The following is a 26,211-nucleotide window of genomic DNA, read 5'->3' on the forward strand; positions in this document are numbered from 1 at the left end:
GGATCACCCTCCAACCAGTACAACGGGGACGAAGATGCGCGACTCGGCCTGGAACAGCAAGCCCGCAGATCTGGACAGAGGTCGGCCTCCTTCTCACGGTAAACGGCGTCAAGAGGATGATGAGGCATCCTATTGAATGCAAACAGGGTTTTTGGTACTGTGGACGAAACCTTCAGTCCGGTGCCGAGGGCCACCGGTCAGTCCAGGAGGTCTCCCATGTCCACTCCCGGCGTCGAGCCGCGCTTCTACACGCTGGAAGACGTGGCGACGATCCTGAACGTGAGGGTCGCGCAGGTCTACGCGTTGGTCCGCAGCGGGGACCTGCCTGCCGTCAAGCTGGGTGGGCGCGGGGTCTGGCGGGTCGACCGCAACCAGCTCGAGGAGTACATCGAGCGGATGCACGAGCAGACGCGGGAATGGGCCAAGGCACACCCGCTCATCAGCGGTCCGGAAGCAGAGTGACGAGCGCGACAGCTGCCAAGGCGGTCAGTCGGCGTGCTCTGACCGCCGTCTCGCGACGGGCCTCGCCGATGTCATGCTCGGCGACCTCCACGTAGTCGCTGCCGACCGCCTCGACCGTGCCGGCGACCGCATTGCCGTCGATGAGCTCGAGCCGGACGGGCTCTCGACGCCGAGCGAGCTCGCGCAGGGCGAGACTGAGTGTGTACCGGCGCGCGGCCGCGCTGGGTGCTGGCTGGGGTGGAATCGGCTCGGGCGGTAGGGCGATCGAGGTCGCCTCGGGTCGGACGAGGTGCTGGGCGTCGTCCCTGCCCTGGAGGACGAAGAAGTCGGGGTAGCTGGCGATCACGGTGCCCCGTACGAGCCGCGCTCCCGCTCGGACCACACCTTCGACGCCGATCCGGCGTGCGAGCTGCTCCCACATGGGGGTCGCCCCGACCTGGGCGCGCAGGGCCGCGACCGTCTCCTGCTCGGCTTCGCGACGCAGGCCGGCCTCGAACTCCGCCTCGAGCTCGTCGAAGACGTGGCGCATCGGCTCTGGCGGTGGGTCCTGGCTTCCTCCCATGGCCGCAGCCTACGCATCTGGCGGTCTGTGAACAAACCATGTCAGGCGCGTTGACGCCATTCCTCAAGCGTGGTACCACAAACCTCCGAAGAGTGGAGGTAAGAGATGCAAACAACTGCAAACTCACGCTGGTCGTTGCCTCGGGCGGGAGTGCTGCTCACGGGTCTCGGTGTCCTGGAGGCGGCACTTCTTCGTCTGGTCGGTCCCGTGCCGGACCAGCTGCGGGCCGTCGGCCGGCTTGGCGACCCGACCGTCGAGCCGGTGAGTGGATTCCTCGACCTGCTGGCGGTCGTGACGGAGCTCGTGGCCGCGTACCTGGGGCTCGTCGTCTTCCTTCGGATGCTGGCGTGGCTGCCCGGCGCATCCGGCTGCCTGGCATCCAGTGGCCTGCGGCTGGTCACCGTGCCTGCCGTTCGCCGGATCCTGGACGGGCTCGTTGGCGGCGCCCTGCTTGCACAGCTCGCGCTCTCGTCCACCGCCGTGCATGCCGAATCCGGCCCGTCGAGGTTCACTGCTCGGCCCGTCGTGGCCACGGCAGCCGGAAGCGCGCTGGTCGCGAGCGCCTCCGATGCGGCTGTCCAAGCGCCCGCACGGACCGTCCCGCTGCCGCCTTGGGTCCCCCTCGCGAACTGGCCGGGGACGGCCGTGGCACCGGGCGCGGCGGTGGTGGCGCCAGACCCGGTGGCCGTGGCACCGGGCGCAGCGGCCACAGCCCAGAGCCCCACGGCCGTGGGTGGCTCCCTGGCCCCGCCCACCGTCAGATCCCCGACGATGCTGCCGCACACGGTCACGCCGTCCACGGTCACGCCTGGGGCGCCGGTGCCGCCCCCGCCCGTTGTAACTCCCGGTCCGCGACACGCGCCGGCCGTCCAGAGCACGGTGGCAGGCGCCGTACCAGAGCCGGGTGGGGCCGCTGGGCCGGGTGGGGCCGCTGGGCAGGCTGGGGACGCGGGGGCGTCCGGTGCGACGGCGGGAGCCGGCGCGCCCGAGGCCCATCACCAGAGGCGCTACAGCATCCGGCCGGGCGACACTCTCTGGGGGATTGCGACCGCCCATCTGCCCGCGGAGTCGCGGTCCCCGGCTCAGGTCACCCGTTACTGGCGGCAGATCTACGCGGCCAATCGAACCACCATCGGGGCTGACCCGGATCTGATCCATCCAGGCACACTCCTGGTGATCCCCTCGCTCCATCCTGTTCCGGCCGGTCACCCATGAAGCCTGGCGCGATGAGCCGCAGGCGGCCTCGGCCGGGTGGTCCTGCACGACGCCCGGGGGACATGCCGGAGCACCCCGTCGCAAGGAGCCCCTACCGTGGCACGCGCGAACCCTGACGCTTCCTGGCTCGGCGATCCCCTACCGGTCCCCGACCCTCCCCCGCCCTTGCCGAGAACGGGGTCGCGGGCGCTCCGGGTCGTCGGCAGGGTCGCGCTCTGGACGCTGATCGCCGTCGGCGCGCTGCGCGGTGTGCTTCCGCCCGCTTCGGGGCCGGGAGCCGTGGTCCGCCCGCCCGGCGGCCAGGAGCAGGCCGCCGCGGTCGCGGCCGCGTTCCTGCGCGAGTACCTGACCGTGGGCGATGGCCGGGCCGGGCGGCGAGCCCGTCTCGCACCGTTCCTTGCCGTGGGCGTCGACGTTGCCGATGCTGTCCGCGTGCAACCCGCGGGCGCGCAGTACGTCGACGAGGTCCTGCCCGCCGACGTTCGCCCAGCTGACGGGACGCTCGAGGTGACCGTGCTCGCGCACGTGCTGGAGGCGCGGGCCGGCCAGTACCGCAGCGGCGCGACGCTCGCGTTTGTCGTCCCGGTCGCCATGGGAGCGGGAAGCTTCGGTGTGAGCGGTGTTCCCCGACCGACAGCCCTGCCTGCACGCCCCATTCCGGCGCCTGGCCGCGTCGAGCCGCCGCCCGAGCTGTCCGGCGCAGCCAGCGCGGCGGCGGAGCGGGCGGTCATCGCGCTGCTCGCGGGCGATCGTCACAGGCTGGCCTACCTCGGCGACGGTGATCCCCCCGAGGCGCGGGCGCTGCCGCCTGGGTGGCATGGTCATGGGACGGCGGGCACCGAGGTTACGGGACCCCCGGGCGCCCTGGTGGCCGAGGTCCTGGTGAAGGCCAGCCCGCCGGGCGGTGGTGCCAGCTACCTGATGCCGGTTCGGGTCTCGCTCGTGGCCGGGCCCGAAGGCCCAGTGGTGCGGCGGGTCGACGCTGGCGGTCCGGCCTGGTGACCATGTGGCGTTGGCCGGGCTGGCGGGACCGGCCGTGGTGGGACCGGCCATGGCGGCGGGGCAGATCCTGGCGGGCGATGCACCCGCCCGGGCCTCAGGCAGTCCCCCCGACCCGGGAACCGACGAGCACCCCGGGCCCGATCCTGAAACCAGCCGACACCCCGTCCCCCATCCCCGGTCCAGCCAGGGTCGCAGACCCCGCCCCAGGACCGACCCGCATCCCTGGCCTCTTCCCGAGACCCGCCAGCACCCCTGCTCCCTTCCTTGGGCCAGCCGGCGCCCCGGATGCCGTCTGGCCACCAGCGGGCGGCAGGGACCTCGTTCGGGAGGGGGTGGTCGCCCGGGCGGGGAGTCCGGGCCAGGTTCGGGGTTGGGAGGCATGGCAGGCCGGGAGCCAAGGAAGGGATGCGGCCTGGGCGTTCATCCACGCCGGAGCGGGTCGGCCGCAGCCCGGCTGGTACGCCTGGCGTCCGGTGGCCGGTGCCGAGTTGCCTGCCTTCGCGGTCGAGGTCGTGCTGACCATCGAATGCCCGTCGCCCGGCGCGGCTGCCTGCTGCCCGGAGGCGGTGCTGTTGTGCCGCGCGCCCTCGGCCGTGCCGTGCTGGCTCGACGCCGCAGCCACGGGCGTTCGCGAGGTCGAGGTCCTCGCCGGCGTCCGGGCACCAGCCGAGCTCGGACTGCGTCCACCGGTCGCACTGCCGGGTCTGGACCCGATCCCGCCGACCGAGTTGACGCGCCATCTCAGCGTCGCGGGCCGGCGTGGCCTCGCCCCACCGTGGCCACCTGACTCCGCGGGTACCCGGGCGACCGGGGTCTGGCAGGAGGGGCCGGGTGCCGTGCTTCATTGCTGGGACGGGACGGAACCATCCGCCCAGGCGGTTGTGGTGCTCCATGGCCGAGGTGACCCTGAGCTGCTCGCACCGAGACCCGGCGGGGCGGTGATAGCGCGCGCCTGGCAGGTCGGGCGGGTCTGGGGGCTGGTCTGCGCAGTCGTGTTGGGCGCGGCTGGCGCGCTGGATCTCGGCAGGGAAGCCGCCAGGCTCGCTGCCGCTGCGGGTGCGGCCGGCTGGCAGGCCAGCGTGCCCCGACGCGCCGATGCCGTTGCCGTGGCACGGGCTGGCGACCCGCGCCAGCCGATTCCCCTGAGCGCCGCGCGGCGCGCCACTCAGGACGAGCTGGCCGCGCTGCTCGCGAGCTGCCTGAAGACCGGCATGGCACCCGCCGGTGCTCCCGGCTCCGCCCAGGCGTCCGTGCCGGCGTCCCCTGCCGGGCGCTGCGAGCGCCTCGCCAGGCTCCTCGAGGACCTCGACGAGGCCCCCGGCATCGCAGCGTCCGGCCCGGTGGCCGGCTGATCCGCAGCGGCGTCGGCGCCGCCGTAACCATGCCGCTCGCCATGTGCCGCCGCCGAGCCACACGCGACGACGAGCCGCATGGGGCCGACCGTGGAGGCGTCGGCGACGGGCCGGGCGCGCCGACTGTGGATGCGCGCGGGACGGGCTACCGCCTCACTTCCCCTGTGGACAAACCATCTCCAGCAACATCGCTCTATGGCAAACTTATACAAATGAATGCAACCGTAGGATAAGGAACCCGAAGGAGCGAATCGCTATGGCTGTCTCGAGTCTTGCGGCGGCGCAGGTTCCGGGCGGGCCGGAGCCGGGACGCGCACTCGGAAGAGCGGCGACCCTGCCGGCTCCGCCGGGAACGACGACCCCTGGACCGGCGGCGACCCTGCCGGCTTCACCGGGAACGATCCCTGGACCGGCGACGACCCTGCCGACCCCGGCAAGGGCACCCGTCCGACGAGAAACGATCCCGGCTGGCCCGGCGGGGATGATGCCGGTACAGGGGGCTCCGGATCAGGCGGCGAGCGGATCGGCTGGGTGGTCCACCCGTGAGAACGGTGCCACTCGTGGTGGGGTCCATCGGGACGCCGTGGGAGGCGGTGCGTCCGTACCGGAGGTGGCATGCTCCGGCAAGGCTCAGGGGGTGGCAGGGCGCCCGTCGCGGCGCGGCCTTCCCTCGCCGGCCTCGGTCGCTGGAGGGATCGCGATGGCCCTGCTGGAAGTCGAGGCGGGTTGTCGCAGTGCCGTGCAGCTCGAACGGGTCTGCGCGCCGGAGCTGTGGGACCACCTCGAGCGGCGGGTCCGTCGGCGTGGAGCTCCCTTCCCGGCTGCTCAGGCGCTCATGAGCGTGCACTGCCAGGAGCATCTGCCCGGCGTGGCCAACGCCGTCGCCGTGGTCCGGCGCGGCGACCGCGTGCAACCGGTGGCGATGCGCCTGGACGCTGAGGGCGACCGCTGGGTGGTAACCGTCCTGCAGTACTAGTGTCCCGAATCGTTGATTCGTCGATGTTCTCAGGCGACTCTTGGTCCTCCGACCAGGAGGTTCACGGCCACGAATTTGGTCCTCCGACGAGGAGGTTCACGGCCACGAATATGAAGCGAATCAGTAACTCGGGACACTAGGCGGTTCCGGGTCTTGGCCTCGGTCGAGGCTGGGCCAACCAGGCGGGACCCAGACCATCGGGCCCGCATCGCCCGTACGCTGGGCTCGTGTCGCGCCCCTCAGCTCGCGCCCCTCAGCTCGGCTCGCGTCGCCCAGCTTGGGCGAGGCAGAGGGCGGACCAGGAGAACAGCGGTGTCGTTCGGCCACAGCGCTGGCAGGTCATGGGCTCCCGCGTCGGACGTAGCGAGTCCGATGGACGGCTGGCATGATCTCGGGGTGCCCCGATCGACCTGGCCCTCCTGTGCAGACGCCGTCCGGATCGCCCCGAGCCTGCTCGCGGCCGACTTCGGCCGGTTGGCCGATGCCGTGGTCGCTTTCGAGGGTGGTGGGGTCGAGCGCCTGCACGTCGACGTGATGGACGGGGTGTTCGTGCCCAACTTCACCTTCGGGACCGACACGGTACGGGCGCTGCGCAACGTGACCTCGTTGCCACTCGAGCTGCATCTGATGATCGTGGATCCTGACCGGCATCTGGAGATGTTCGCCGAGGCAGGGGCGGACGGGATCACGGTGCACTACGAGGCGGCGACGCACCTGCATCGCACGTTGACGCGGATCCGGGAACTGGACTGCCGGGCGGGTGCGGCGATCGTGCCGAGCACGCCGTCGCTGGCCCTCAACGACGTGCTCGAGGTGTGCGACCTGGCGTTGGTCATGACGATCAACCCCGGGTTCGGGGGGCAGCGGCTGATCCCGCGGACGCTGGTGAAGGTGGCGCAGGTCGGCGCCGAGGTCGACCGGCAGGGGCTGAGCACCGAGGTGGAAGTGGACGGCGGGGTCGACCTCGGCAACGCGCGGGCATGCGTGGAGGCGGGCGCGAACGTACTGGTCTCCGGGACGACGGTGTTCGCGCACCCTGACGGTCCAGCCGCGGGTGCTCGGGCACTCCGTGCGGCCAGCGGGGTGCCGCTGGTGGAGCGGGCAGGCTGAGCCTGCCGGTCCGGCTGCTCGGTTGAACGAACTGGACGGCCCGGGGGTGCCTGCTGGCGGGGTCCGTGGGGCTGCTGGCGGGGTCCGTGGGGCTGCTGGCCGGGTCCGTGGGACTGCTGGCCGGTTCGTAAGGATGCGGCCGGATCCGGGGCAGGCCGCCGGCCTCGACCCGGCTGACGGCGGTCAGCCGGGCCAGGCCCACCGGGTGGACGTGCTCGGCGTCGCCTGGCTGCGGATCGCGTCGGCCGCGGCCATCTTCGCGGTGTGGCGGCGGCCCTGGCGGGCGTTCGCCCGGCTCGACCGCGACGGGCGCCGCACGCTGCTTGCCTGGGTGCGGTCCTGGCCGTCATGAACTGCTGCTTCTACCTGGCCATCGACCGGCTGCCGCTCGGCACGGTGGCGGCGATCAAGTTCCTGCCCGTGATCGTCCTGGCCGTGGTCGGCGCGTGCACGCTCCGCAACGGGCTCGCCCTGGCCCTGGCCGTGCCAGGCGTCTACCTGTCCTGGGTCGAGGCCGCGGGCGTTGCCCTGGTCGTCGCCGGAGTAGTCGTGCACCGCGCGCCCCAGGGACAGGGACACGGCCGCAGCATGACGATGCGGACGCTGGCTCAGGCGGACTTCGCGGCTGCGCCTTGACAGCCGCGGCGTCCGGGGTCTGCTGTTCTTCCGGGTGCCGGAACCAGGGCCATGAAGAACCGGTCCACGTCGACCTGGCCACTCGAGAACCGAGGCTGAGATGGCTGGCGCGCCTGGTCGAGCTCGGAGCGGTCGAGGTCGACCGGCGGGCCGGGAACGGCCCCCGGTGGGTCGTCATGCTCGATCCCGAGGGCAACGAGTTCTGCGCGTTCCCGCTGGCGGAAGATGCCAGCGCCTGACCTAGCGCTCTCCACAGCTCCGCCGTGCGGTCGGCCTCGGACACATCGGCGAGCAGGTCGGCCATCGTGCCGCCAGGGTCGAGAACCGGGTCCACTCGATCTTTCGGACGGACCACGAGTTGTCCGACGGCCGTGTGGATACCGCGACCTCGCCTCGCCGCGAATCGGCTAAGGTTAAGGGCGCCCGTCAAGCTCGTCACGACTAGGCCGTGCCAAAGGGAGACAATGAGAACCAGTGCGAACGACTCGAACAGCTTGCGTTGAGATTTTTCTGGCGTGCTGCCAGGCGATCGACGAGGGTGTCCTTGTCAGGCGGGTGTCCGCCAAGGACAAGGAATTCCACTTCCAGAACTGGTTCGAAGATCGGCTGGAGGTCAGCGGAGTTGTCTACGACCGAGGCAAGCGAAACTCCTATCCTGACTTCACGCTCGTCCATCCCGCTGAGGGCTATGAGGTGAAAGGACTGGGATGGCCGGGCCGTGAGGCTAGCTACGACAGCAACAGCCGGATCCCTACCGGGCTTCACAATGGTCGTGCCATCTTCTATGTGTTTGGCCGATATCCCGCGGTCACTTCGGATGCGGAGTACCCCGTTGTCGATCTCGTTGTCTCCCACGGAGACTTTCTGAATGCGAACCACGAATACGTCCATGAGAACAAGAGCTTCCGCGGGTTCGGTTCCTACGGCGATCTACTGGTGCGGGATCGCAAGATGTATGTGGCTCCGACGCCATACGCGCTTACGACCGCTACGACGGGGCAGCGGACGCTGATCGCGCCCGAAGGGCTAGTCGATGATGCGAGACTCGAGGAGGTTGGTCGGCTTACCCGAACAGAGGCCGACACGTTGATCGTAGGCTACTCGTTCGATCTGACGACCAACGATTTGGCTACCCGCCGGGTGCCCAACCCTTCCGCTGGTCTGGACCATCCATTCGTGGCGTACCGCCGCAAGGGGAACGGGGCCAAGACGCAAGTCACGATGTCGATACCAGAGCATGTTCAGGAACTCCCGACCGAGGTCACCGACGAATGATTCGAGGTCAGACACCGGTGGACCTACAGCTCAATGGCCTGTGGGGGCAGCAATCGTTGTTTCCGGCCGGCACTCGGTCGCTCCGGCGTGTCCTCTTGCCGTGCGCTCTGGAATCGGATTTCCCCGCCGCTGCTATCAGCCGGTTGGCGGAACACGAGTCGTGGCGCAAGGAGGTTCACCGTCCTGCGACTCACACCCACAAGTGGTGGGCGCAGCGGCTCGGAACGGTGTTCCGCGCGATCTTGACGGCCGCTGTGACCGGCGACGCGAAGGCGGCCGGGACGGCCTACGCGTCCAGACCCGACCTCGAAGGCCTGGTCGTCTACGACCCCTTTGCCGGTTCAGGGACGACGCTCGTGGAGGCGGCCAAACTTCGCGCGACGATTGTTGGCCGTGACATCAACCCGGTGGCGACGCTGGTGCAGCGGCAAGCGCTGCAGCCGTGGAACGAAGAGCGACTGCGGGCCGCCTACCGTTCGGTGGAACAGGCGTGCCGCAAGCAGATCGACGCCCTGCACGTCTCGGCGGCAGGTGACGCCGTGCTCTATTACTTCTGGGTCGCGGTCGCCTCGTGTCCGCGCTGCGACGATCAGGTCGATCTGTTCTCCAGCTACGTCTTCGCCCGGCACGCCTATCCCCGCCGCTATCCCGCAGCGCAGGCGACCTGTCCGAGTTGCCGCTGCGTCGTGGGCGTCGATCTGTCGACCGATGATCGAATCCGCTGTCGCAAGGGTCACGAATCTCCACTCGACGGCCCAGTCCGCGGGCAGTACATGACCTGCTCGTGTGGCCATCGGACGAGGGTTGTCGACGCGCTCGCCGGCTCGCCTCCGGGCTATCGCATGTACGCCAAACTTGTCGTGCGTCCGGATGGCACCAAGGCGTACGAAGCGGTCGACGAGTTTGATACTAGGCTCTTTGAGCAGGCAGAGCGGTTGCTCGCTCAGGGTTCGGGTTCGCTCGTCCAGCCGGTCGGGAACCTGGATGACGGCATCAACACACGGCAGGCGATCCGCTGGGGGTACCGGCGATGGGAGCAGTTCTTCAACGCCCGGCAACTCTACTGCCTGGGGCTTCTCGGTGCCGCTATCCGAGACCTTGACGCCGGCGCAGCCGAAAGGGAGGCGCTCACGACCCTGTTCTCGGGCACCCTAGAGTTCAACAATCTCTTCTGCTCTTACAAGGGAGAGGGAACCGGCGCGGTCCGGCACATGTTCAGCCATCACATCCTCAAGCCAGAACGTGTCCCACTGGAGGCGCACCCTTGGGGCACGCCGTACTCGTCTGGCGCGTTCTCGACGCTGTTCGAGAGTCGACTGCTGCGCGCGCACGCCTACAAGAACAACCCGCATGACATCGTGCTGGAGGGCGACCGGCCGGTGCGCCGCTTCAGCCTCTCGTATCCGCTCAGCGGCCGAGTCGTGCAACGCTGGGAGGACATCGGGCCCGGTGCGACGGCTCAGGTGGTCTGCGGGGACTCAGCGTCGACGGACCTGCCCGACGAGTCGGTAGACCTCGTCGTCACTGACCCGCCGTTTATGGATAACGTGCACTACTCCGAGTTGGCCGACTTCTTCCACGCGTGGCTGACAGGCATCGTCCCGTTCGCCGGCTACCCCGATAGTGCAGTCTCGACCAGAGATCCACAGGAGGTCCAGAGTGCCTCTGCCGAGGCGTTTGGCGCGGCGATCGAGGCCGTGTGGAAGGAGTGCTGTCGCGTCCTTCGCCCAGAAGGGCTGCTCGCTTTCACGTTCCACCAGGCCCGGATCGCCGGTTGGACAGCGCTGATGCTGGCGTTGCGTAACGCTGGCTTCCAGGCGACAGCGATACAGCCGATCAAGGCCGAGATGTCGACCAGCGTCACCAAGTCTGGCGCGAGCGAACCGAGCAACCTGGACTCGATCATCGTTTGCCGCAAGCTCGGGATTGGCACGCCGTTCGCTGCCTCTCCGTCTGACGCGACCGGCAAGGCCCTGCGGCACTTGGACGCGCTGCGGCGAGCCGGCATCGCCTTCGGAGCGGGCGACGTGGCTTCGGTGGTTCGTGGGAGTGTCCTGTCGCTGCTCACGAGCCCGGACTGCCAACTTCATCTGCGCGATCTCGTAGAGGTCTCAGAACGCACGCTCGCCCAGATGGCGCCCGAGAGAGACCCGAGCAAGGACATCCGCAGCCATCGTTGACTTGCTGGCTGTGCCGGCAGAAACGCAATCAGCCCGATCGGGATACCCAACCGACTCTCCAGTCCCTACCGAGTGGTCCGTCTCCGAGGTGTTAGACGCCTCCAGGGCACCGTGCGCCCCCTGCTCAGGCCCTGTGGAACGGCAAATGATCATGGAGACGACCACCAGCCCTCAGGCGGCCGTGGGTCAGGCGCGGGGAGCACCGTGCGCGCCGTGGCAGTTCTTGAACTTCTTGCCCGACCCGCACCAGCAGGGCTGGTTGCGGCCGACCTTCTTGCCCGAGCGGGCCTGGCCCTGGGCGGCGCGTGCCTCTTCCTCGGTCGACGCCGAGGACAGCCGGGTCTGCTGGCGGGGAGCGGCCTGGCGCTGCTCCTCGGCGTCCTCGGCGACCTCGAGGCTGGCGTTGAAGATGTAGGCAACGGATTCGGCCTTGATGTTGTCCTGCATGGCCTGGAACATGTCGAAGCCCTCGCGCTGGTACTCCACCAGCGGGTCGCGCTGGCCGATGGCGCGCAGGCCGATGCCCTCCTGCAGGGAGTCCATTTCGTAGAGGTGCTCGCGCCAGCGGCGGTCGAGGACCGTCAGCAGCACCTGACGCTCGAGCTCGCCGAGGAGCTCGGGGCCGAACTCGTCTTCGCGGGCCTTGTAGGCGCGCTCGGCGTCCTCGAGAAGCATGGCTTCGAGCTCGGCGTGGTCGATGGCCTCGAGGTCAAGGTCCTCCTTGCGGATCTCGGTGTGGTAGATGGTGGCCAGCGCGGTGAACAGGCCGTCGAGGTCCCACTCCTCGGGGTAGACGCCCTCGGGGCAGTACTCGGCGACGATGGCGCTGACGACGTCACCGAGGAAGCCGAGGGTCTGCTCGTGGAGGTCCTCGCCTTCGAGGATGCGGCGGCGGACGTCGTAGATGACCTGGCGCTGCTTGTTCAGGACCTCGTCGTACTTGAGGACGTTCTTGCGCTGCTCGAAGTTCTGGGACTCGACCTGGCGCTGGGCGTTGGCGATGGCCCTGGTGACCAGGCGGTGGGTGATCGGGACGTCGTCGGGCAGGGAGAGCCGCTCCATGAGGCTGCCGACCGTCTTGGTGGCGAACATGCGCATGAGGTCGTCCTCGAGGGAGAGGAAGAACTTGGACTCCCCCGGGTCGCCCTGGCGGCCGGAGCGGCCGCGGAGCTGGTTGTCGATGCGGCGGGACTCGTGGCGTTCGGTGCCGATGACCGTGAGGCCACCGAAGCCGACGACCTGGTCGTGCTCGGCGGCGACCTGCCGGGCCTTGTCCTCGACCTCGGCCTGGAAGGCGGCGTTCCAGGTGTCGGCGGCGGTCTCGGCCGGGTCCAGGCCCTTGGCCCGCAGGGCCTCCTCGGCCAGGTACTCGACGTTGCCGCCGAGCATGATGTCGACGCCGCGGCCGGCCATGTTGGTCGCGACGGTGACGGCGCCGATGTGGCCGGCCTGGGCGATGATGTGAGCCTCGCGCTCGTGGTGCTTGGCGTTGAGCACGGCGTGGCGGATGCCGCGCTTGTCGAGCAGGCGGGAGACGCGCTCGGACTTCTCGATGGACACGGTGCCGACCAGGACGGGCTGGCCGCCGGCGTTGCGCTCGGCGATCTCCTCGATCAGCGCCTCGTACTTGGCCTGCTCGGTCTTGTAGATCAGGTCGCCGTGGTCGACCCGGATCATCGGCTTGTTGGTGGGCACCTCGACCACGCCGAGCTTGTAGATGTGGTTGAACTCGGCCGCCTCGGTCTTGGCGGTGCCGGTCATGCCCGCCAGCTTGTCGTACATGCGGAAGTAGTTCTGCAGGGTGATGGTGGCGTAGGTCTGGTTCTCCTCCTTGATCCGCACGCCCTCCTTGGCCTCGATGGCCTGGTGGAGGCCGTCGGAGTAGCGGCGGCCCTCGAGCACGCGGCCGGTGAACTCGTCGACGATCAGGACCTCGCCGTCGCGGACGATGTACTCGTCGTCGCGCTTGTACAGCTCCTTGGCGCGGACGGAGTTCTGGAGGTGGTGGACCAGGGGGGTGTTGAGGGAGTCGTAGAGGTTGTCGATGCCGAGGATCTCCTCGACCGTGGCGACGCCCTCCTCGGTGACCGCGATGGTGTGCTTGCCCTCGTCGACCTCGTAGTGGACGTCGCGCCTGAGGCGGGGGGCGATGCGGGCGAACTGCTGGTACCAGCGGGCGCCCTGCTCGGCCGGGCCGGAGATGATGAGCGGGGTGCGGGCCTCGTCGACCAGGATGGAGTCGACCTCGTCGACGATGGCGTAGGCGTGGCCGCGCTGGACCAGCTCCTCGCCGGACAGGGCCATGTTGTCGCGTAGGTAGTCGAAGCCGAACTCGTTGTTGGTGCCGTAGGTGACGTCGGCGGCGTAGTTGGGGCGGCGCTCGAACGGGGTCATCGGGGCGAGGATGGCGCCGACGTCCAGGCCGAGGAAGCGGTGGATCACGCCCATCCACTCGGCGTCGCGCTTGGCCAGGTAGTCGTTGACGGTGACGACGTGGACGCCCTTGCCGGCCAGCGCGTTGAGGTAGCTGGGCAGGGTCGCGGTGAGGGTCTTGCCCTCGCCGGTGCGCATCTCGGCGATGTAGCCCCAGTGCAGGGCCGCCCCGCCCATCAGCTGGACGTTGAAGTGGCGCTGGCCGCGGACGCGCCTGGCCGCCTCGCGGACGGTCGCGAACGCCTCGGGGAGCAGGTCGTCGAGCGTCTCGCCGGCTTCCAGGCGCTTGCGGTACACGTCGGTCTGCTCGCGCAGCTCGGCGTCCGAGCGCTTCTCCATGTCGCCTTCGAACGCGTTGGTGGGGGCGACGATGCTCTCGCACCGGCGACGGTCCCTCCCCTCACCCAAGCTGAGGACCTTGGACAGCACCACGACTCGGACGCCTCCTCGAAGCCGGGCGTTCACGGGCGCCCGGCGGCGTTGCACATGTTCGGATCAGACCAGTCTACCGGCCGGTGGGTGCTGAGGGTCGCAGGCGGCGCCGGCTCGGGGAGCGCGCGCGGTCAAGCCCGAGGGCGGGCCGTACACAGCGCCGGCTGGGAGACCGCCCGCGGTCAGCCTGGGGCGGTCGCAGGCGGCGCCGCTCGTCGCAGGCAGCGCAGCTCGGGGGGCGCCCGCGGTCAGCCCGGGGGCGGGTCCCAGCCGTACCGGTCGGGCAGCAGGACGAAGGCGGCCGCGCCGAGCAGGCCGGCGTCCCCGGCCAGCTCGGCGGGCACGACCCGGCAGGCGGCCGCGAAGTCCATGCGCGCGTGGACGGCGAACGCGTCGAGCAGGGGGTCCCAGAAGACGGGGCCGGACTGGGAGAGGCCGCCGGTCACGGCGACGATCTCGAGGTCGAGGAGGTTGGCGCAGGAGGCGACGGCCAGGCCGACCGCGCGGGCGGAGCGGGCGAGGCTCTCGGCGGCGACCGGGTCGCCGCCTGCGGCGGCCGCGGCCAGCGCGACCCCGTCGGGGCTGCCCGGACCGGTGGGACGCCAGCCGGCGGCGAGGGCGCGGGCGACGGTGCGGGGCCCGCTCGCGACGGCCTCCAGGCAGCCGTGCCCGCCGCAGGCGCAGGCCGGGCCCTCGGGCTCGACGACGATGTGGCCGACGTGCCCGCCGTTGCCGCTGGTACCGTGGTGGAGGCGGCCGCCGAGGACGAGGCCGCCGCCGACGCCGGTGGAGACGGTGAGGCCGAGCAGGTTGGCAGTGCCGACGCCAGCGCCCTTCCAGTGCTCCCCGACCGCGATGGCGACGGCGTCGTTGTGGACCAGGACCGGGCCGGCGCCGAACTCCTTGGCCAGCCGGCGGCGCAGGGGGAAGTCGCGCCAGGCGGGGATGTTGAGCGGGGAGACGCTGCCCTCGGGCCAGCGCATGGGGCCGCCGCAGCCGACGCCGATGCCTGCGAGGTCGCCGGGGACGGTGTCGGCGCCCCGCATGGCCGCCGCGGCGCAGGCCAGCAGCGTCTCGTAGAGGGCTTCGGGGTCGCTGCCGGGCGGGGTGGGCACGCGGCTGCGGCCGAGGACGCGGCCCTCGGCGTCGACCACGGCCGCGGCGAGCTTGGTGCCGCCGACGTCCAGGGCGAGGGTGACCGTCATCTCCGGAGCGCTACTTGATCTCGAGCAGCTTCTCCCGCACTGCGTAGACGACCGCCTCCATCCTCGAGTGCAGGTGGAGCTTCTCGAGGATGTTGCGGATGTGGTTCTTCACGGTGTTCTCGGAGATGTACAGCTCCTTGGCGATGTCGCGGTTGTTGTGGCCCTTGGCGACGAGCTTGAGGACCTCCATCTCGCGGTCGGTGAGGCGCGGGGTGGGCAGCTGCTGCTTCTCGTCGGCCCGCTTGACCATGGTCGCGAACTCGTTGAGGAGCTTCGAAGCCATCGAGGGAGAGATCAGCGACTGGCCCTGGGCGACCGAGCGGATCGCGTTGGCGACCTCCTCGATCGAGATCTCCTTGAGCAGGTAGCCGTTGGCACCCGCCTTGATGGCGTCGTAGAGGTCGGCCTCCTCGTCGGAGATCGTGAGCATCAGGATCTTGACGTGGGGGATGAGGTCCTTGATGGCCTGGGTCGCCTCGATGCCGCCGCGGCGGGGCATGCGGACGTCCATGAGCACGACGTCGGGCATCAGCTCCTGGGCCTTCTCGATGGCCTCGGCGCCGTCCCCGGCCTCTCCTGCGACGTCGACGTCGTCCTCCTGCTCGAGAACCATCTCGAGCCCGCGGCGGAACAACGCGTGGTCATCCACGATCAGCACGCGGATGGCGTCCCCTGCGCCCCGCGGTCGCGCCTGCCGGTCGTCCGCCACGCTCTCCCCTCTCAGTTCCTCGTATGTCGTCACCTGGTCGGCATCTTTGGTCGGGCGAGTCTCGACACTTGCTAGGTTTCCGGTTCGATGAGCCCGTAATCGCCGCTACGCCGACGGTACACGACGTTGGCCTGTTCGGTCTCGGCGTTGCTGAACAGGAAGAAGTCGTGACCCAGGAGGTCCATGCGCTCGATCGCCTCTTCCGGGGCCATTGGCTTCATCTCGATGCGCTTGAACCGGACGATGGCCGGGCCGACGGGCTGCTCGGCGGCCTGGGGCTCGTCGAGGAGCGGAGCGAGCGACTTGGTGCCCTCGGCGTGCTGGGTCCTGTCCACCCGGCGGCTCTTGAGCTTCTTGATCTGGGACTTGAGCCGGTCGATGACCCGGTCGACAGCGGCGGTGGGATCGGGCGCGCTGGCGTGGGCCCGGACGAGCCGGGACTTGGTGGTGAGGGTCACCTCGACCCGGTGGGCGTCGGCCACCCGGGGGTTGCGCTCCTCGGAGAACTCGACGTCCATGGCCAGGATGCGGTCGTCGAAGCGCTCCACCTTGGCGAGCTTGCGCTCGGCGTGGGCCCGCAGCTTGTCGGACACGTCGGTGTTCTTGCCCTTCACCGTCACCTGCATGGCAGCTCCCCCATCCTGATCGTCGGCCGACGGCCGCGGAGGCGGGCACACGCCCTGGCCCGGTCCCACCCGTTGTCGTCACGACATGGGTCGGCATGTCGGTCTGCCACGATCATTCGGCATCCGAACAGGTCTTCTTCACAGGCACCGGGTCATATTGGCCGGATTCTACACTGGGTCATCGCGGTCACAACTCCACAATACGCCGCATTGAGCTGCGGAAACACCGGGTTGCTGGTGCTGGTCGGACATATCGGACGGCGGGAGCGGGCCGATCGGGATCCTGACGAACGCCTCAATCCTGAACCTGGACAGCGGCGCAGAGGCGGCCGGAGCGGACCCAGGCGCCTCGGCTTTCCTCCCGGGTACCCCGGCCGACCGGACCGCATGCAGACCGGGCCGGAGCCGGACCTCAGGCGGACCCCGCCCCGGGCTAGGGTGGCGGCATGGCCCCTCCCCCGCCCCGCCCGGGTGGCGGCATGGCCCCTCCCCCGCCCCGCCCGGGTGGCGGCGCGGGGCCTCCCCGCCCGGCTAGCTAGGTGGCGGCGCGGGGCCTCCCCGCCCGGCTAGGTGGCGGCGCGGGGCCTCCCCCGCCCGGGCCGGGTGGCGGAGGGAAGCGTCGCCGGGCGGGCGCCGGCCCGAAAGCGGCGGTTGCGGCGCCGAGCACGGCTGCCTCGACCTGCCGGGCGCCGGCATGCCGCAGGGCGGCGGCCGCGCCGGCCAGGGTGGCACCGGTGGTGGCGATGTCGTCGACCACGAGGACGCGCCCGCCGGCGAGCCGGCGCCTGGCTCGCGGCGCCGGGCGGGCCGCCACCCGGCCCGGGTGGCTGGCCACCAGGCCGGCGCCCCTGTCCCGGCCGAGGTCCCGGCCCGGGGCGGGGGCGAGCAGGCCGGCGGCGGGCAGGTCGAGGGCGGCGGCCACGCCGGTGGCGACCCGTTGCGCGTGGTCTCTGAGCAGGCCGCCCGCTGGCGCGGCGGGGACCCAGGTGACCAGGTCGGCACCGGCCCCGGCCGCCGCCATGGCGGCGCCCAGGCGCCGGCCGAGGGCGGTCAGGGCGGCCGGCTGGGCCCGGAGCTTGCCGGCCAGCACCGCCTCGCGCAGGGCGCCGTGGTAGGGGCCGAGCGCCCATAGGGTCAGGCCCGGGTCGGCGACCAGCCACCACGGCCCGGCACCAGCCGGCTCGGGCGGCAGGCAGGCGGCGCAGCAGGGCCAGGCCCGGGGGCGGTCGCAGGCGAGGCAGGCGGCGGGCCGCAGCACGAGGGCGAGGAGGTCGGCGAGCCTCAGCCCGCGCCGGCCTGCCGTGCGGGAGGTCGAAGGGCGCATTCCCGGAGCGTAGCCGGGGCCAAGGGTTGCAGCATCCGGCCGTCCACAGGCCCGTTCCCGCAGCCAGGGCCCGGGGCTGGGGCCACGGCCAGCGGCTGGCGGAGTTTGGGGTCGCCGTCACCGTCGCGTCGAGGAGGGGCAGGGCTGGCGAGGTGGGTCGCCGTCGCGTCGAGGAGGGGCAGGGTGGAAGACGGTCAGCGGCTGGCGAAGTTGGGGTCGCCGTCGAAGTAGGTGGCGTCCGGGGGGGTGAGGGCCTTCAGGCCGCGCCCGTCGCGGTTGACCATCCACAAGGAGGTGCCCAGCTCGGACGGCGACTTGAACACGAAGACCTCGCCGGCTGGGTCGACGGTCAGCTCGCCGTCGATGTCGACCCCGAGGTTGGAGCCGCGGTCGGGGCTGAGCACCGGGGCCGGGCCCCAGCCGTCGACCTTCACGACCCAGAGCTTCTTCCGGTCGAACCGGTTCTCGCCGTCGCCCACGAAGGCGACGGTGACGGGGTCGACCCAGACCGGGCTGGACGCCGCACCGAGCCCGGGGGCGAGCGGGTGGGGGATCCACTCGGTGACGCCCTGGGCGCCGAGAACGCCGAGGTACAGGTCGCCGCCGGGCTCGACCGGGTCACGCCGCCCCGCCCCGGACCGGGCCAGCACGGCCAGCACGAAGCAGCCGTCGGGGCTGACGCGGACCAGGATGGGCTCGAGCTGGTCCGGGAGCGGGCCGAGGCCCAGCTTGGTGGCCTGGCCCGAGTCGGCGTCCACCGACCACAACTGCACGCTGGCGCCCTCCCGCTTGAGCGCGAGCAGGCGGGGCGGGCTGCCGGGCAGCCACGACGGGGGCGACAGCACGCCATGCAGGTCGGTGGCCGAGGGCGACGTGCCGGTCTGGGAGGCGGTCCACAGCGTGTGCGGCTCGCCCATCTCTCCCACCAGGTAGGCGATGCGGCTGCCGTCCGGCGACCAGGTGGGTGCCGACTTGGTGCCGTTGGCGGGGAGCATGAGGGGCCGCGGCTCGGTGCCGAGCTGGTCAGCCGGGATCGTGAAGACCTGGCCGTCGCGGACGAACGTGACAAGGTCGCCGTTGGCCAGCCGCTGGGGCCACAGCCCGGCGAGCTCGGGCGCGGTCCGGCGGTAGAGGCGGTCGGCCGGGAACCGGTCGGCGCCCACCTCGCCGAGCGGGCGACCGTCGACCCTCACCACGACCTGGGCGGTCGGGATGAGACGGTTGACCGTCCACACGAGCTGGCCCATCCGGAGCTGGCCCGAGCCGGGGTTGCCGGCCGCGGTGAACTGGCCTGAGAGGTTGACGGTGACGATGCCCTGCTCGGAGTCGTAGGTGACCGAGAGCAGGCGGGTGCCTGGCGGGATCGCGGTGTCCAGCGCGTTCGCGACCCGGCCCCGCGGGCCCTCCAGCAGCATGCGCAGCGCGGTCGTGGTGCGCCCCTGGACGCTGGCGACCCGACCGGCCGTGCCGGTCCGGTCGTCGAACAGGACAGGGGTTGGGACCACATGACGCCCGTCGCGGGAGGCCATGAACAGCTCGGTGCGCCGGTACCGCTGCTTGAAGCTCTCCTCGTCCACCCAGGGCTGGTCGGGCGGGCTGGTGATGCGCCACTCGGTGAGGACCCTGCCCAGGTGGAAGCTGAGCGACGTGGGGCCGGCCAGCGGCGTCCACTCGTGGCCGTTGAGGCGGCCGACCAGCCTGACCTGGACGTCGACCACCACCTCCCCCGCGTCGCCGCTGGCGACGGCCTCCTTCAGCGAGGGGGTGGCCGACCGGGTCTCGTAGACCATGACCGAGCGCCTGCGCTGCCAGCCGTCGAGCCGGCGGCGGGCGCTGCCCGGCGCCACCCACGCGGCCGCCTCGGCCGGGTCGCCGGTGGCCATGACGCGCATGAACTGTGCGACCAGCTCGATCTCCTTGAGCCCGCCCTGCGGTTTGGCGCCACGGGGGTCGTCGACGCTCGAGCGCTCGTCGGTCGGCGACGCGACCTGGGCGATGGTGATGACCTCGCCAGTGGGCGGCACCCCGGCCGAGCAGGCCGCGAGGACCAGGCAGACGAGGAGGGCCGCGACCCTCCGGAGCCAACGGCGGTCAGCCACCCACGACCACCTCGGGCTCGGCCGGGGCGGGCTCGCGGCCGTGCTCCTCGCCCGGCGGGCGCGTGGCCTGCGGCGCGGCAGCCGGCAGCACCACCGTGAAGGCCGAGCCCTGGCCGACCGTGGAGGTCACCGTGATCGACCCCTTGTGGAGGTTGACGTTCTCGAGCGCGATGGCCAGGCCGAGGCCGGTGCCGCCCAGCGTCCGGGCCCGGTGCACGTCGGCCCGGTAGAAGCGCTCGAAGATGTGGGGCAGGTCCTCGGCCGGGATGCCTTCGCCCTCGTCTTGCACCACCACCACGACCTCGGCGCCGCGTCGGGCCACGTCGACCTGGACCGCCCCCTCGCTGGTGTGCTCGATCGCGTTCTTGACCAGGTTGGAGAACACCCGGTCGAGCCGGCGGGGGTCGGCGGCCACCAGCGGCGGCCCCTCGCCGCGGTCGACCCTCAAGGTGACGTTGACCTTGCGACCGTGCGCGATGGCATCGAGGGCGTCGACGACCTCGTCGAGCAGGCCGGAGAGGTCGATCTCGACCGGCTCGAGGTTGATCACGCCGGCGTCGAAGCGGCTGATCTCGAGCAGGTCCTCCAGCAGGTTCTCGAAGCGCTCCAGCTCGCGCTCGAGCAGCACCGCGGCCCGCTGGGCGTCGGCCGGCAGGCCGGCCCGGGCGGCGTGGATGTAGTCGGCGGCCATGCGCACGGTGGCGAGCGGGGTGCGGAGCTCGTGGCTGACGTCGGACACGAAGCGGGCCTGCAGGCTCGAGACGTGCTCGAGCTCGCCGATCTTCTGGGCCAGGGCGTCGGTCATGCGGTTGAAGGACTCGGCGAGCCGGCCGAAGTCGTCCTGGGTGGTGGCCTCGGGGATGCGCGCGGTCAGGTTGCCGGCCGCGATCTCCTCGGCGACGTCGCGGGCGCGCTGGATCGGCTTGAGGACGCGGCCGATCGAGATGGCGGTCATGATCACGACCGCGGCGAGCAGGCCGACGCCCACGATGAGCAGGAAGTTGGTGAGCAGGTTGAGGGTGGCCTCCTGGAAGGCCAGGGGGTAGAAGAAGTAGGCCTGGTACTCGCCCTGCTCGGAGCGGACCGGGGCACCGATGACGAGCATGCGCCCCCCCGCCACGCCCGGGGGCGTGTCGATGTAGAGGGCGGCGATCTCCGACCGGGTGACGACGCGGTTGACCAGCGGGGCCGGGATGTCGTTGGCCTTGAAGCGGTCGTCGGAGTGCTGGGAGCGCTCCGAGCCGATGAGCACGACCGCCGTGAAGCTGGGGTTGCCCGTGCCCTGCCCGGAGGTGAGCTGTTCCATGATGCGCGGCTGCACCTGGTCCTCGGGCATGTCGGCGGCGGCCGCCAGCGTGCTCACGGCCTGGGCCCGGAGGCGGTCGACCTCGTGCGCGGCTTGCCTGTACTGCTGGGTGTAGAGCGACCGGGCCAGGAGCGCGTGCAGCGCGGTGCCGAGCAGCAGCAGCGACGCGACCACGATGGCCGAGGTGAACAGGACAACCCTGGCGCGCAGGTCGAGGCGGGAAGGAACTAAGCGGTGCACTGGCTACTCTTGTTCGTCACGCATCTTGGTCGTCTGTTCGTCACGCATCCTGGTCGTCGAGCCGGGAGGCGTCGCCCGCTCCTCCCTCCGGGCCGATCCGGTAGCCGACCCCACGGACGGTCTGGACCACCCTCGGGTTCTCCGGGTCGTCCTCGATCTTGGCCCGAAGGCGCTGGACGTGGACGTTGACCAGCCGCGTGTCCCCAGCGTAGCGGTAGCCCCAGACCTGCTCGAGCAGCACCTCGCGGGTGAACACCTGGCGGGGCCGCCGGGCCAGGGTGGCCAGCAGCTCGAACTCGAGCGGGGTCAGGTTGACCGGCTTGCCGCCCTTGGTCACCTGATGGGCCATCACGTCCATCTCCATGTCGTGGAAGCGGAGCGTCTCGGCCCCCTCGGTGTCGCGCCGCCGGAGCCGGGCGCGGACACGGGCCACCAGCTCCTTGGCCGAGAAGGGTTTGGTGATGTAGTCGTCGGCCCCCGACTCGAGGCCGAGCACGATGTCGACCGTGTCGGTCTTGGCGGTGAGCATGACGATCGGCACGCCCGACTCGAGCCGGAGCTCGCGGCAGATCTCGAGGCCGTCCTTGCCCGGGAGCATGAGGTCGAGCAGGACCAGGTCGGGTTTGGTCTGGTGGAACGCTGCGACGGCCTGGTCGCCCGAGCGCACGAACACCGACTCGAACCCCTCCTGGCGCAAGACGATGACGAGCATCTCGGTGAGCGACGGATCGTCGTCCACCACCAGTATTCTGCCCTTCAAGCCGATACCTCCCTCATGCTCTGCAACCGAGCAAGGATGTCACGTTAACGGCCGAACTGGGAGTTGGCGTCCGTGCGACCCCCTTCACCAGGGCGGTACCGCTCACCAGGGAGCGCTACCGCGTTGACCGGCACCGGCGCCACACTGACAATCCCTCCGGCGACGTGCCGGTGGCGCACGGTACCGAGGGCCGGCACGCCCGTGGATCACCAGATGGGAAAGGGAAGGTCGTGAGCAGTCAACCGCCCCAGTGGGGCCCACACGACGGAGGCCAGGGGCCGCCGCCTGGACCACCGGAATCCTACCGCCCTCCCCCGCCGCCCGGGCCGGGCTGGGCCGGCCAGCCAGGCTGGCCGCAGGCGGAGCCGAGGCCTGGCTGGCCGCAGGCGGAGCCGGGACCTGGCTGGCCGCAGGCGGGCCCGGGGCCAGGCTGGGGGTGGGACGATCCCAGAAGCGGGCCGCCCCGGCTCCCCAAGGCGGGCAGCGAGCGCACCGGCCCGCTGCCGCTGCACCCGATGACCCTGGGCGACATCATGGACGGCGCGTTCCGGCTCCTGAAGGCCAACCTCCGCACGATCCTGCTGGTCAGCGCGGCATTCGTGGTCCCCGTCAACGTTGTCGTGGCGTTCCTGCAGCGCGACCTGCTCGGGGGCCAGGGGCTGCTGGACGTGCTGAACGACCCGTCGCTGGTGGACCCGGCCGCGTCCCCCTCGGTCGGCCAGTTCATCGGCATCGGCCTCAGCGTGCTGGTGAGCCTGCTGGTCACGCCGTTCGTGGGGGGCGTGCTGACCAGGGTGGTCGCCGCCAGCTACCTCGGCGAGCAGATGCCGCCGGGGCAGGCGATCAGGACGACCGCGCGCTGGTTCTGGGCCCTGCTGCTCGGCTTCTTCTGCGTCCACCTGCTCGAGCTGGTCGGGCTGGTGGCCTGCTTGGTGGGCGCGCTGGTGCCGATGACCTTCTTCGTGCTCACCACGCCGGCCATCGTGGTCGAGGAGATCGGGCCGATCCAGGCGATGAGCCGGTCGGCCACGCTGGTCAGGCCCAGGTTCTGGCAGACCCTCGGCATCGCCGTGCTCGCCGGCATCATGGCCTCGTTCATCGGCAACATCCTCGGCACCCCGTTCGGCGTGGCCGCCGGGCTCATCGGCCTGCGCAACGGCTGGCCCCTGCAGGCGCTCGGCGGCATCCTGCCCGCGCTGATCACGACCCCGTTCGTGGCCATCGTGTCGACGCTGCTGTACTTCGACGCGCGGATCCGCCAGGAGGGCCTGGACCTCCAGATGATGGCGGCCAACCTCGACCGTGGCGCCGGCCCCGCGCTCTAGGCACGCGGCGGCCGCGCTGGCCGTTGCGGCCGGCCTGCTGCTGGTTGCGGCCGGCCTGCTGCTTGCGGGCCCCGCCCGGGCCGACCTGCCCGCCCCGTCGCGGGACCCCGACGAGGTGCGCCGGGCCGTCCGCGAGGTGCTCGCCCAGCCGGAGTACCGGGCGTTGCGCCGCTCCCTGCCCGACCTGGTGATCGACTGGGTGCTCCAGCAGATCGGCCGGCTGGTGGCCGCGCTGAGCGGCAGCGGCGCCGGGTCGCTGATCGGCATCGGGATCTTGCTGCTGGTCCTGGCCGGCATCGGCGTGCTGCTGGTCCGGTTCTCGCGCGGCATGACCTCCGACCCGGAGGCGGCCGCCGCCCAGCGCACCCCCACCGGCCGGTCGGCGGCCGACTGGCGGGCCGAGGCCGAGGCGCACGAGCGCTCCGGCGAGTGGCGGCAGGCCGTGCGCTCGCGCTACCGCGCGCTCGTGGCCGACCTTGCCGGCCGAGGGCTGGTCGAGGAGGTCCCTGGGCGGACCGCCGGGGAGTACCGGGGCGAGGTCCGGCGCAACGTGCCCGCGGCCGCGGACGACTTCGCCAGCGCGACCGAGCTGTTCGAGCTCGCCTGGTACGGCGGGCAGCGGACCGGGCCGCCCGAGGCGTCCCGCCTCCGCGCCCTGGCCGAGCGCGTCCTCCGGCAGGCGGCGACGTGAGGCGCGCGGGCGCACCCGGAACCGGAGGGGCACGGGAGGGGCGCCTGGCCACCCGCCCCAGCGCACCCGGAACCAGACGGGCACGGAAGGAGCAGGCGCCGAGCTACCCGGACGGCGCACCCGGAGCCGGGCGGGCACGGGAGGGGCGCCGATGAGGCGGGCGCGGCGGGTGCTGCCGTGGGTGGCGATCGTGGCTGGCCTGCTGCTGGCGGTGTACCTCGGCGGGCGGAGGCCTGACGAGGGCGCGCCGCTCGACCCGGCCTCGCCTGGGCCGCTCGGCACCAAGGCGCTGGTCGAGGTGCTCGGCGAGGTCGGCGGCCGGGTCGAGGTCACCAGCGAGCTGCCGACCGGCCCCGGTGGGACTGTGCTGCTGCTCGCCGACGACCTGGACCCCGGGCGGCGGAACGCCCTGCTCGCCTGGGTGCGGCGCGGGGGGACCCTGGTCGTGACCGACCCCGACTCCGAGGTCACCAGGCTGGAGCCGGTCGGCAGCACCGCGATCGGCCTGCTCGACCCCGAGCTCGAGCGTGGCTGCGCCCTGCCCGCCCTCCGCGACGCGCACCGCGTGAACGCCGCGGCCGGCACCGTGTTCGAGGTGCCCTCCGGCAGCCAGGGCTGCTACTCGCGCGGCAAGGGGTCGTGGCTGGTCGTCCAGCCGCTCGGGTCGGGCACCGTCGTCCGCCTGGGCGGGGCCGACGCGCTGGTCAACCAGCAGATCGACAAGGCCGACAACGCGGTCCTGGCGGCGAGCCTGCTCGCCCCGGCCCCCGGGACGCGGGTCACGGTCCTGCAGCCGCCGCCGCCCGGCGGCGGGGCCAGGGGCCTCACCGACCTGATCGCGCCCCGCGTCGACCTCGCCCTGTGGCAGCTCGTGGTCGCGTTCGGGGTGGTGGTGCTGTGGCGGGCCCGCCGCCTGGGGCGGCCCGTGACCGAGCCCCAGCCCGTGCAGATCCCGGGCGCCGAGCTGGTCGTGGCCGTCGGCAACCTGCTGCAGCGGGCCAAGGGCCGGGGCCAGGCGGCCGGCCTGCTCACCGACGACCTGCGGCGGACCCTGGCCGAGCGGCTCGGCCTGCCCGCCTCCGCCCCGCCCGACCAGGTCGCCGACGCCGCCGCGGCCCGCAGCAGCGTCCCCCGGGAACGGGTGCTCGCCGCGCTCACCGCCGCCACCCCCCGCGACGAGGCCGAGCTCGTCGCGCTCGCCCATGCCATCGACGCAGTCCGCCTGGAGGTCACCAGTGTCCGCTAGAGAAGCCGTCCTGCGCGTCCGCGAGGAGATCGCCAAGGCGGTCGTGGGCCAGGACGGCGCCGTGTCCGGCCTGGTCGCCGCCTTGCTGGTGCGCGGCCACGTGCTGCTCGAGGGCGTGCCCGGGGTGGCCAAGACCCTGCTGGTGAAGACCATGGCCGCGACCCTCGCGCTGGACTTCAAGCGGGTCCAGTTCACCCCCGACCTGATGCCCTCCGACGTCACCGGGCAGGTCATCTTCGAGCAGCGGGACGGCTCCTTCCGGTTCCGGCAGGGGCCGGCGTTCACCAACCTGCTGCTGGCCGACGAGATCAACCGCACCCCGCCGAAGACGCAGGCGGCGCTGCTCGAGGCGATGGAGGAGCGCCAGGTCTCGGTCGAGGGGCAGGCCCACCGGCTGCCCGACCCGTTCCTGGTCGTCGCCACCCAGAACCCGGTCGAGTACGAAGGCACCTACCCGCTGCCCGAGGCCCAGCTCGACCGGTTCCTGTTCAAGCTCGTGGTCGGCTACCCGAGCCCCGAGCAGGAGCAGGAGGTCCTGGCCCGACACGACGCGGGCATGGACCCGCACGACCTGGGCACGCTCGGGGTGCGGGCGGTGGCCGGAGCCCAGGACCTGGCCGAGGGCCGCAAGGAGGTCGGCGGGGTCCCGGTCGAGCCCCGCGTCCAGGCCTACATCGTGGCCATCGCCTGGGCGACCAGGGAGTCGCCGTCGCTCGCGCTCGGGGTGTCGCCGCGAGGCGCGACCATGCTCCTGCACGCGGCCAAGGCGTGGGCCTGGCTGGCCGGCAGGCAGTACGTCACCCCGGACGAGGTCAAGGCGATGGCCAAGCCCACCCTCCGCCACCGGGTCCAGCTCCGGCCCGAGGTCGAGCTGGAGGGCGTGACCGCCGACGGGGTGCTCGACGGGATCCTCGCCTCGGTCCCGGTGCCCCGGTGACCGCCGGCGGGCGGGCGCACCCGGGGGCCAGGGCCAGGCCCGGCGGCGCGTCGGTTCCGGAGGCGTGCGCACAAGGGGACCCGGCCAGGCCCGGCGGCGCACCGGTCC

The 26,211-nt window shown here is 71.7% G+C and carries 22 protein-coding genes and 1 pseudogene; 13 read left to right on the top strand and 10 right to left on the bottom strand.

Annotated elements, in window-relative coordinates; genetic code table 11:
• Positions 1 to 216 precede the first annotated feature (216 nt).
• Positions 217 to 462 (top strand): helix-turn-helix domain-containing protein, encoded by a 246-nt coding sequence (locus VG276_05150; protein ID HEV8648792.1) that lies wholly within the window; start codon positions 217 to 219, stop codon positions 460 to 462.
• Here the strand turns inward: VG276_05150 and VG276_05155 are convergent.
• The gene (locus VG276_05155; protein HEV8648793.1) at positions 440 to 1,024 is read right to left on the bottom strand and encodes a hypothetical protein; all 585 of its coding nucleotides are present in this window, start codon (positions 1,022 to 1,024) and stop codon (positions 440 to 442) included. The genes VG276_05150 and VG276_05155 overlap by 23 nt on opposite strands.
• 123 nt (positions 1,025 to 1,147) lie before the next feature.
• Positions 1,148 to 1,510, bottom strand: a complete 363-nt coding sequence (locus VG276_05160) for a hypothetical protein (protein HEV8648794.1) — start codon at positions 1,508 to 1,510, stop codon at positions 1,148 to 1,150.
• Between the two features lie 825 nt (positions 1,511 to 2,335).
• Here VG276_05160 and VG276_05165 point away from each other — a divergent pair.
• The 8 genes and pseudogenes from VG276_05165 (at position 2,336) to VG276_05200 (ending at position 10,770) form a co-directional block, all read left to right on the top strand.
• On the top strand, positions 2,336 to 3,241 hold the full coding sequence (locus VG276_05165) for a conjugal transfer protein (GenBank protein ID HEV8648795.1): 906 nt from the start codon (positions 2,336 to 2,338) through the stop codon (positions 3,239 to 3,241).
• Positions 3,242 to 3,729: 488 nt separating this feature from the next.
• Positions 3,730 to 4,593, top strand: a complete 864-nt coding sequence (locus VG276_05170; protein ID HEV8648796.1) for a hypothetical protein — start codon at positions 3,730 to 3,732, stop codon at positions 4,591 to 4,593.
• Positions 4,594 to 5,077: 484 nt separating this feature from the next.
• On the top strand, positions 5,078 to 5,569 hold the full coding sequence (locus VG276_05175) for an Rv3235 family protein (protein HEV8648797.1): 492 nt from the start codon (positions 5,078 to 5,080) through the stop codon (positions 5,567 to 5,569).
• Positions 5,570 to 5,941: 372 nt separating this feature from the next.
• Positions 5,942 to 6,679 carry a ribulose-phosphate 3-epimerase gene (gene rpe, locus VG276_05180; GenBank protein ID HEV8648798.1) on the top strand — a complete coding sequence of 246 codons (738 nt, stop codon included), beginning with the start codon at positions 5,942 to 5,944 and terminating at the stop codon, positions 6,677 to 6,679.
• A gap of 205 nt (positions 6,680 to 6,884) precedes the next feature.
• A pseudogene (locus VG276_05185) lies at positions 6,885 to 7,180 on the top strand (EamA family transporter).
• Positions 7,126 to 7,554, top strand: a complete 429-nt coding sequence (locus VG276_05190; GenBank protein HEV8648799.1) for a VOC family protein — start codon at positions 7,126 to 7,128, stop codon at positions 7,552 to 7,554. Before VG276_05185 ends, VG276_05190 begins: the two are co-directional and overlap by 55 nt.
• A gap of 235 nt (positions 7,555 to 7,789) precedes the next feature.
• Positions 7,790 to 8,590: a hypothetical protein gene (locus VG276_05195; GenBank protein HEV8648800.1), complete on the top strand. Its 801-nt coding sequence runs from the start codon at positions 7,790 to 7,792 to the stop codon at positions 8,588 to 8,590.
• A gap of 17 nt (positions 8,591 to 8,607) precedes the next feature.
• Positions 8,608 to 10,770: an SAM-dependent methyltransferase gene (locus VG276_05200; protein ID HEV8648801.1), complete on the top strand. Its 2,163-nt coding sequence runs from the start codon at positions 8,608 to 8,610 to the stop codon at positions 10,768 to 10,770.
• Positions 10,771 to 10,956: 186 nt separating this feature from the next.
• Here VG276_05200 and secA read toward each other — a convergent pair whose 3' ends face one another.
• The 8 genes from secA to mtrA form a co-directional block, all read right to left on the bottom strand.
• Positions 10,957 to 13,635 carry a preprotein translocase subunit SecA gene (gene secA / locus VG276_05205; protein HEV8648802.1) on the bottom strand — a complete coding sequence of 893 codons (2,679 nt, stop codon included), beginning with the start codon at positions 13,633 to 13,635 and terminating at the stop codon, positions 10,957 to 10,959.
• Positions 13,636 to 13,883: 248 nt separating this feature from the next.
• Positions 13,884 to 14,840, bottom strand: coding sequence for an ROK family protein (locus VG276_05210; GenBank protein ID HEV8648803.1), 957 nt, complete (start codon positions 14,838 to 14,840; stop codon positions 13,884 to 13,886).
• 10 nt (positions 14,841 to 14,850) lie between these two features.
• A complete protein-coding gene (locus tag VG276_05215; protein ID HEV8648804.1) occupies positions 14,851 to 15,564 on the bottom strand; it encodes a response regulator transcription factor in 714 nt (237 codons plus the stop codon).
• A 56-nt stretch (positions 15,565 to 15,620) separates the two neighbouring features.
• A complete protein-coding gene (raiA, locus tag VG276_05220) occupies positions 15,621 to 16,175 on the bottom strand; it encodes a ribosome-associated translation inhibitor RaiA (protein HEV8648805.1) in 555 nt (184 codons plus the stop codon).
• A 535-nt stretch (positions 16,176 to 16,710) separates the two neighbouring features.
• On the bottom strand, positions 16,711 to 17,499 hold the full coding sequence (locus tag VG276_05225) for a phosphoribosyltransferase family protein (protein HEV8648806.1): 789 nt from the start codon (positions 17,497 to 17,499) through the stop codon (positions 16,711 to 16,713).
• 194 nt (positions 17,500 to 17,693) lie between these two features.
• Positions 17,694 to 19,598 carry a GerMN domain-containing protein gene (locus VG276_05230; protein ID HEV8648807.1) on the bottom strand — a complete coding sequence of 635 codons (1,905 nt, stop codon included), beginning with the start codon at positions 19,596 to 19,598 and terminating at the stop codon, positions 17,694 to 17,696.
• Positions 19,591 to 21,144, bottom strand: a complete 1,554-nt coding sequence (locus tag VG276_05235; GenBank protein ID HEV8648808.1) for an ATP-binding protein — start codon at positions 21,142 to 21,144, stop codon at positions 19,591 to 19,593. The genes VG276_05230 and VG276_05235 overlap by 8 nt, the downstream gene beginning before the upstream one ends.
• 40 nt (positions 21,145 to 21,184) lie before the next feature.
• The gene (gene mtrA, locus VG276_05240) at positions 21,185 to 21,904 is read right to left on the bottom strand and encodes an MtrAB system response regulator MtrA (protein HEV8648809.1); all 720 of its coding nucleotides are present in this window, start codon (positions 21,902 to 21,904) and stop codon (positions 21,185 to 21,187) included.
• 515 nt (positions 21,905 to 22,419) lie between these two features.
• Here mtrA and VG276_05245 point away from each other — a divergent pair.
• The 4 genes from VG276_05245 (at position 22,420) to VG276_05260 (ending at position 26,103) form a co-directional block, all read left to right on the top strand.
• Positions 22,420 to 23,229 (top strand): hypothetical protein, encoded by an 810-nt coding sequence (locus tag VG276_05245; GenBank protein HEV8648810.1) that lies wholly within the window; start codon positions 22,420 to 22,422, stop codon positions 23,227 to 23,229.
• On the top strand, positions 23,207 to 23,920 hold the full coding sequence (locus VG276_05250; GenBank protein HEV8648811.1) for a DUF4129 domain-containing protein: 714 nt from the start codon (positions 23,207 to 23,209) through the stop codon (positions 23,918 to 23,920). Before VG276_05245 ends, VG276_05250 begins: the two co-directional genes overlap by 23 nt.
• Before the next feature lie 151 nt (positions 23,921 to 24,071).
• Entirely contained in the window at positions 24,072 to 25,166 is a 1,095-nt protein-coding gene (locus tag VG276_05255; protein HEV8648812.1) for a DUF4350 domain-containing protein, read from the top strand.
• On the top strand, positions 25,123 to 26,103 hold the full coding sequence (locus tag VG276_05260) for a MoxR family ATPase (protein HEV8648813.1): 981 nt from the start codon (positions 25,123 to 25,125) through the stop codon (positions 26,101 to 26,103). The genes VG276_05255 and VG276_05260 overlap by 44 nt, the downstream gene beginning before the upstream one ends.
• Positions 26,104 to 26,211 lie beyond the last annotated feature (108 nt).

Source organism: Actinomycetes bacterium, from assembly GCA_036000965.1.
Taxonomy (GTDB): domain Bacteria; phylum Actinomycetota; class CALGFH01; order CALGFH01; family CALGFH01; genus DASYUT01.

Coding starts and splice junctions, on each gene's coding strand:
- VG276_05150 (HEV8648792.1), top strand. CDS start 217: ATGTCCACTCCCGGCGTCGAGCCGCGCTTCTACACGCTGGAAGACGTG.
- VG276_05155 (HEV8648793.1), bottom strand. CDS start 1,024: ATGGGAGGAAGCCAGGACCCACCGCCAGAGCCGATGCGCCACGTCTTC.
- VG276_05160 (HEV8648794.1), bottom strand. CDS start 1,510: ATGCACGGCGGTGGACGAGAGCGCGAGCTGTGCAAGCAGGGCGCCGCC.
- VG276_05175 (HEV8648797.1), top strand. CDS start 5,078: ATGCCGGTACAGGGGGCTCCGGATCAGGCGGCGAGCGGATCGGCTGGG.
- rpe (HEV8648798.1), top strand. CDS start 5,942: ATGGACGGCTGGCATGATCTCGGGGTGCCCCGATCGACCTGGCCCTCC.
- VG276_05210 (HEV8648803.1), bottom strand. CDS start 14,840: ATGACGGTCACCCTCGCCCTGGACGTCGGCGGCACCAAGCTCGCCGCG.
- raiA (HEV8648805.1), bottom strand. CDS start 16,175: ATGCAGGTGACGGTGAAGGGCAAGAACACCGACGTGTCCGACAAGCTG.
- VG276_05225 (HEV8648806.1), bottom strand. CDS start 17,499: ATGCGCCCTTCGACCTCCCGCACGGCAGGCCGGCGCGGGCTGAGGCTC.
- VG276_05245 (HEV8648810.1), top strand. CDS start 22,420: ATGACCCTGGGCGACATCATGGACGGCGCGTTCCGGCTCCTGAAGGCC.
- VG276_05255 (HEV8648812.1), top strand. CDS start 24,072: ATGAGGCGGGCGCGGCGGGTGCTGCCGTGGGTGGCGATCGTGGCTGGC.
- VG276_05260 (HEV8648813.1), top strand. CDS start 25,123: ATGCCATCGACGCAGTCCGCCTGGAGGTCACCAGTGTCCGCTAGAGAA.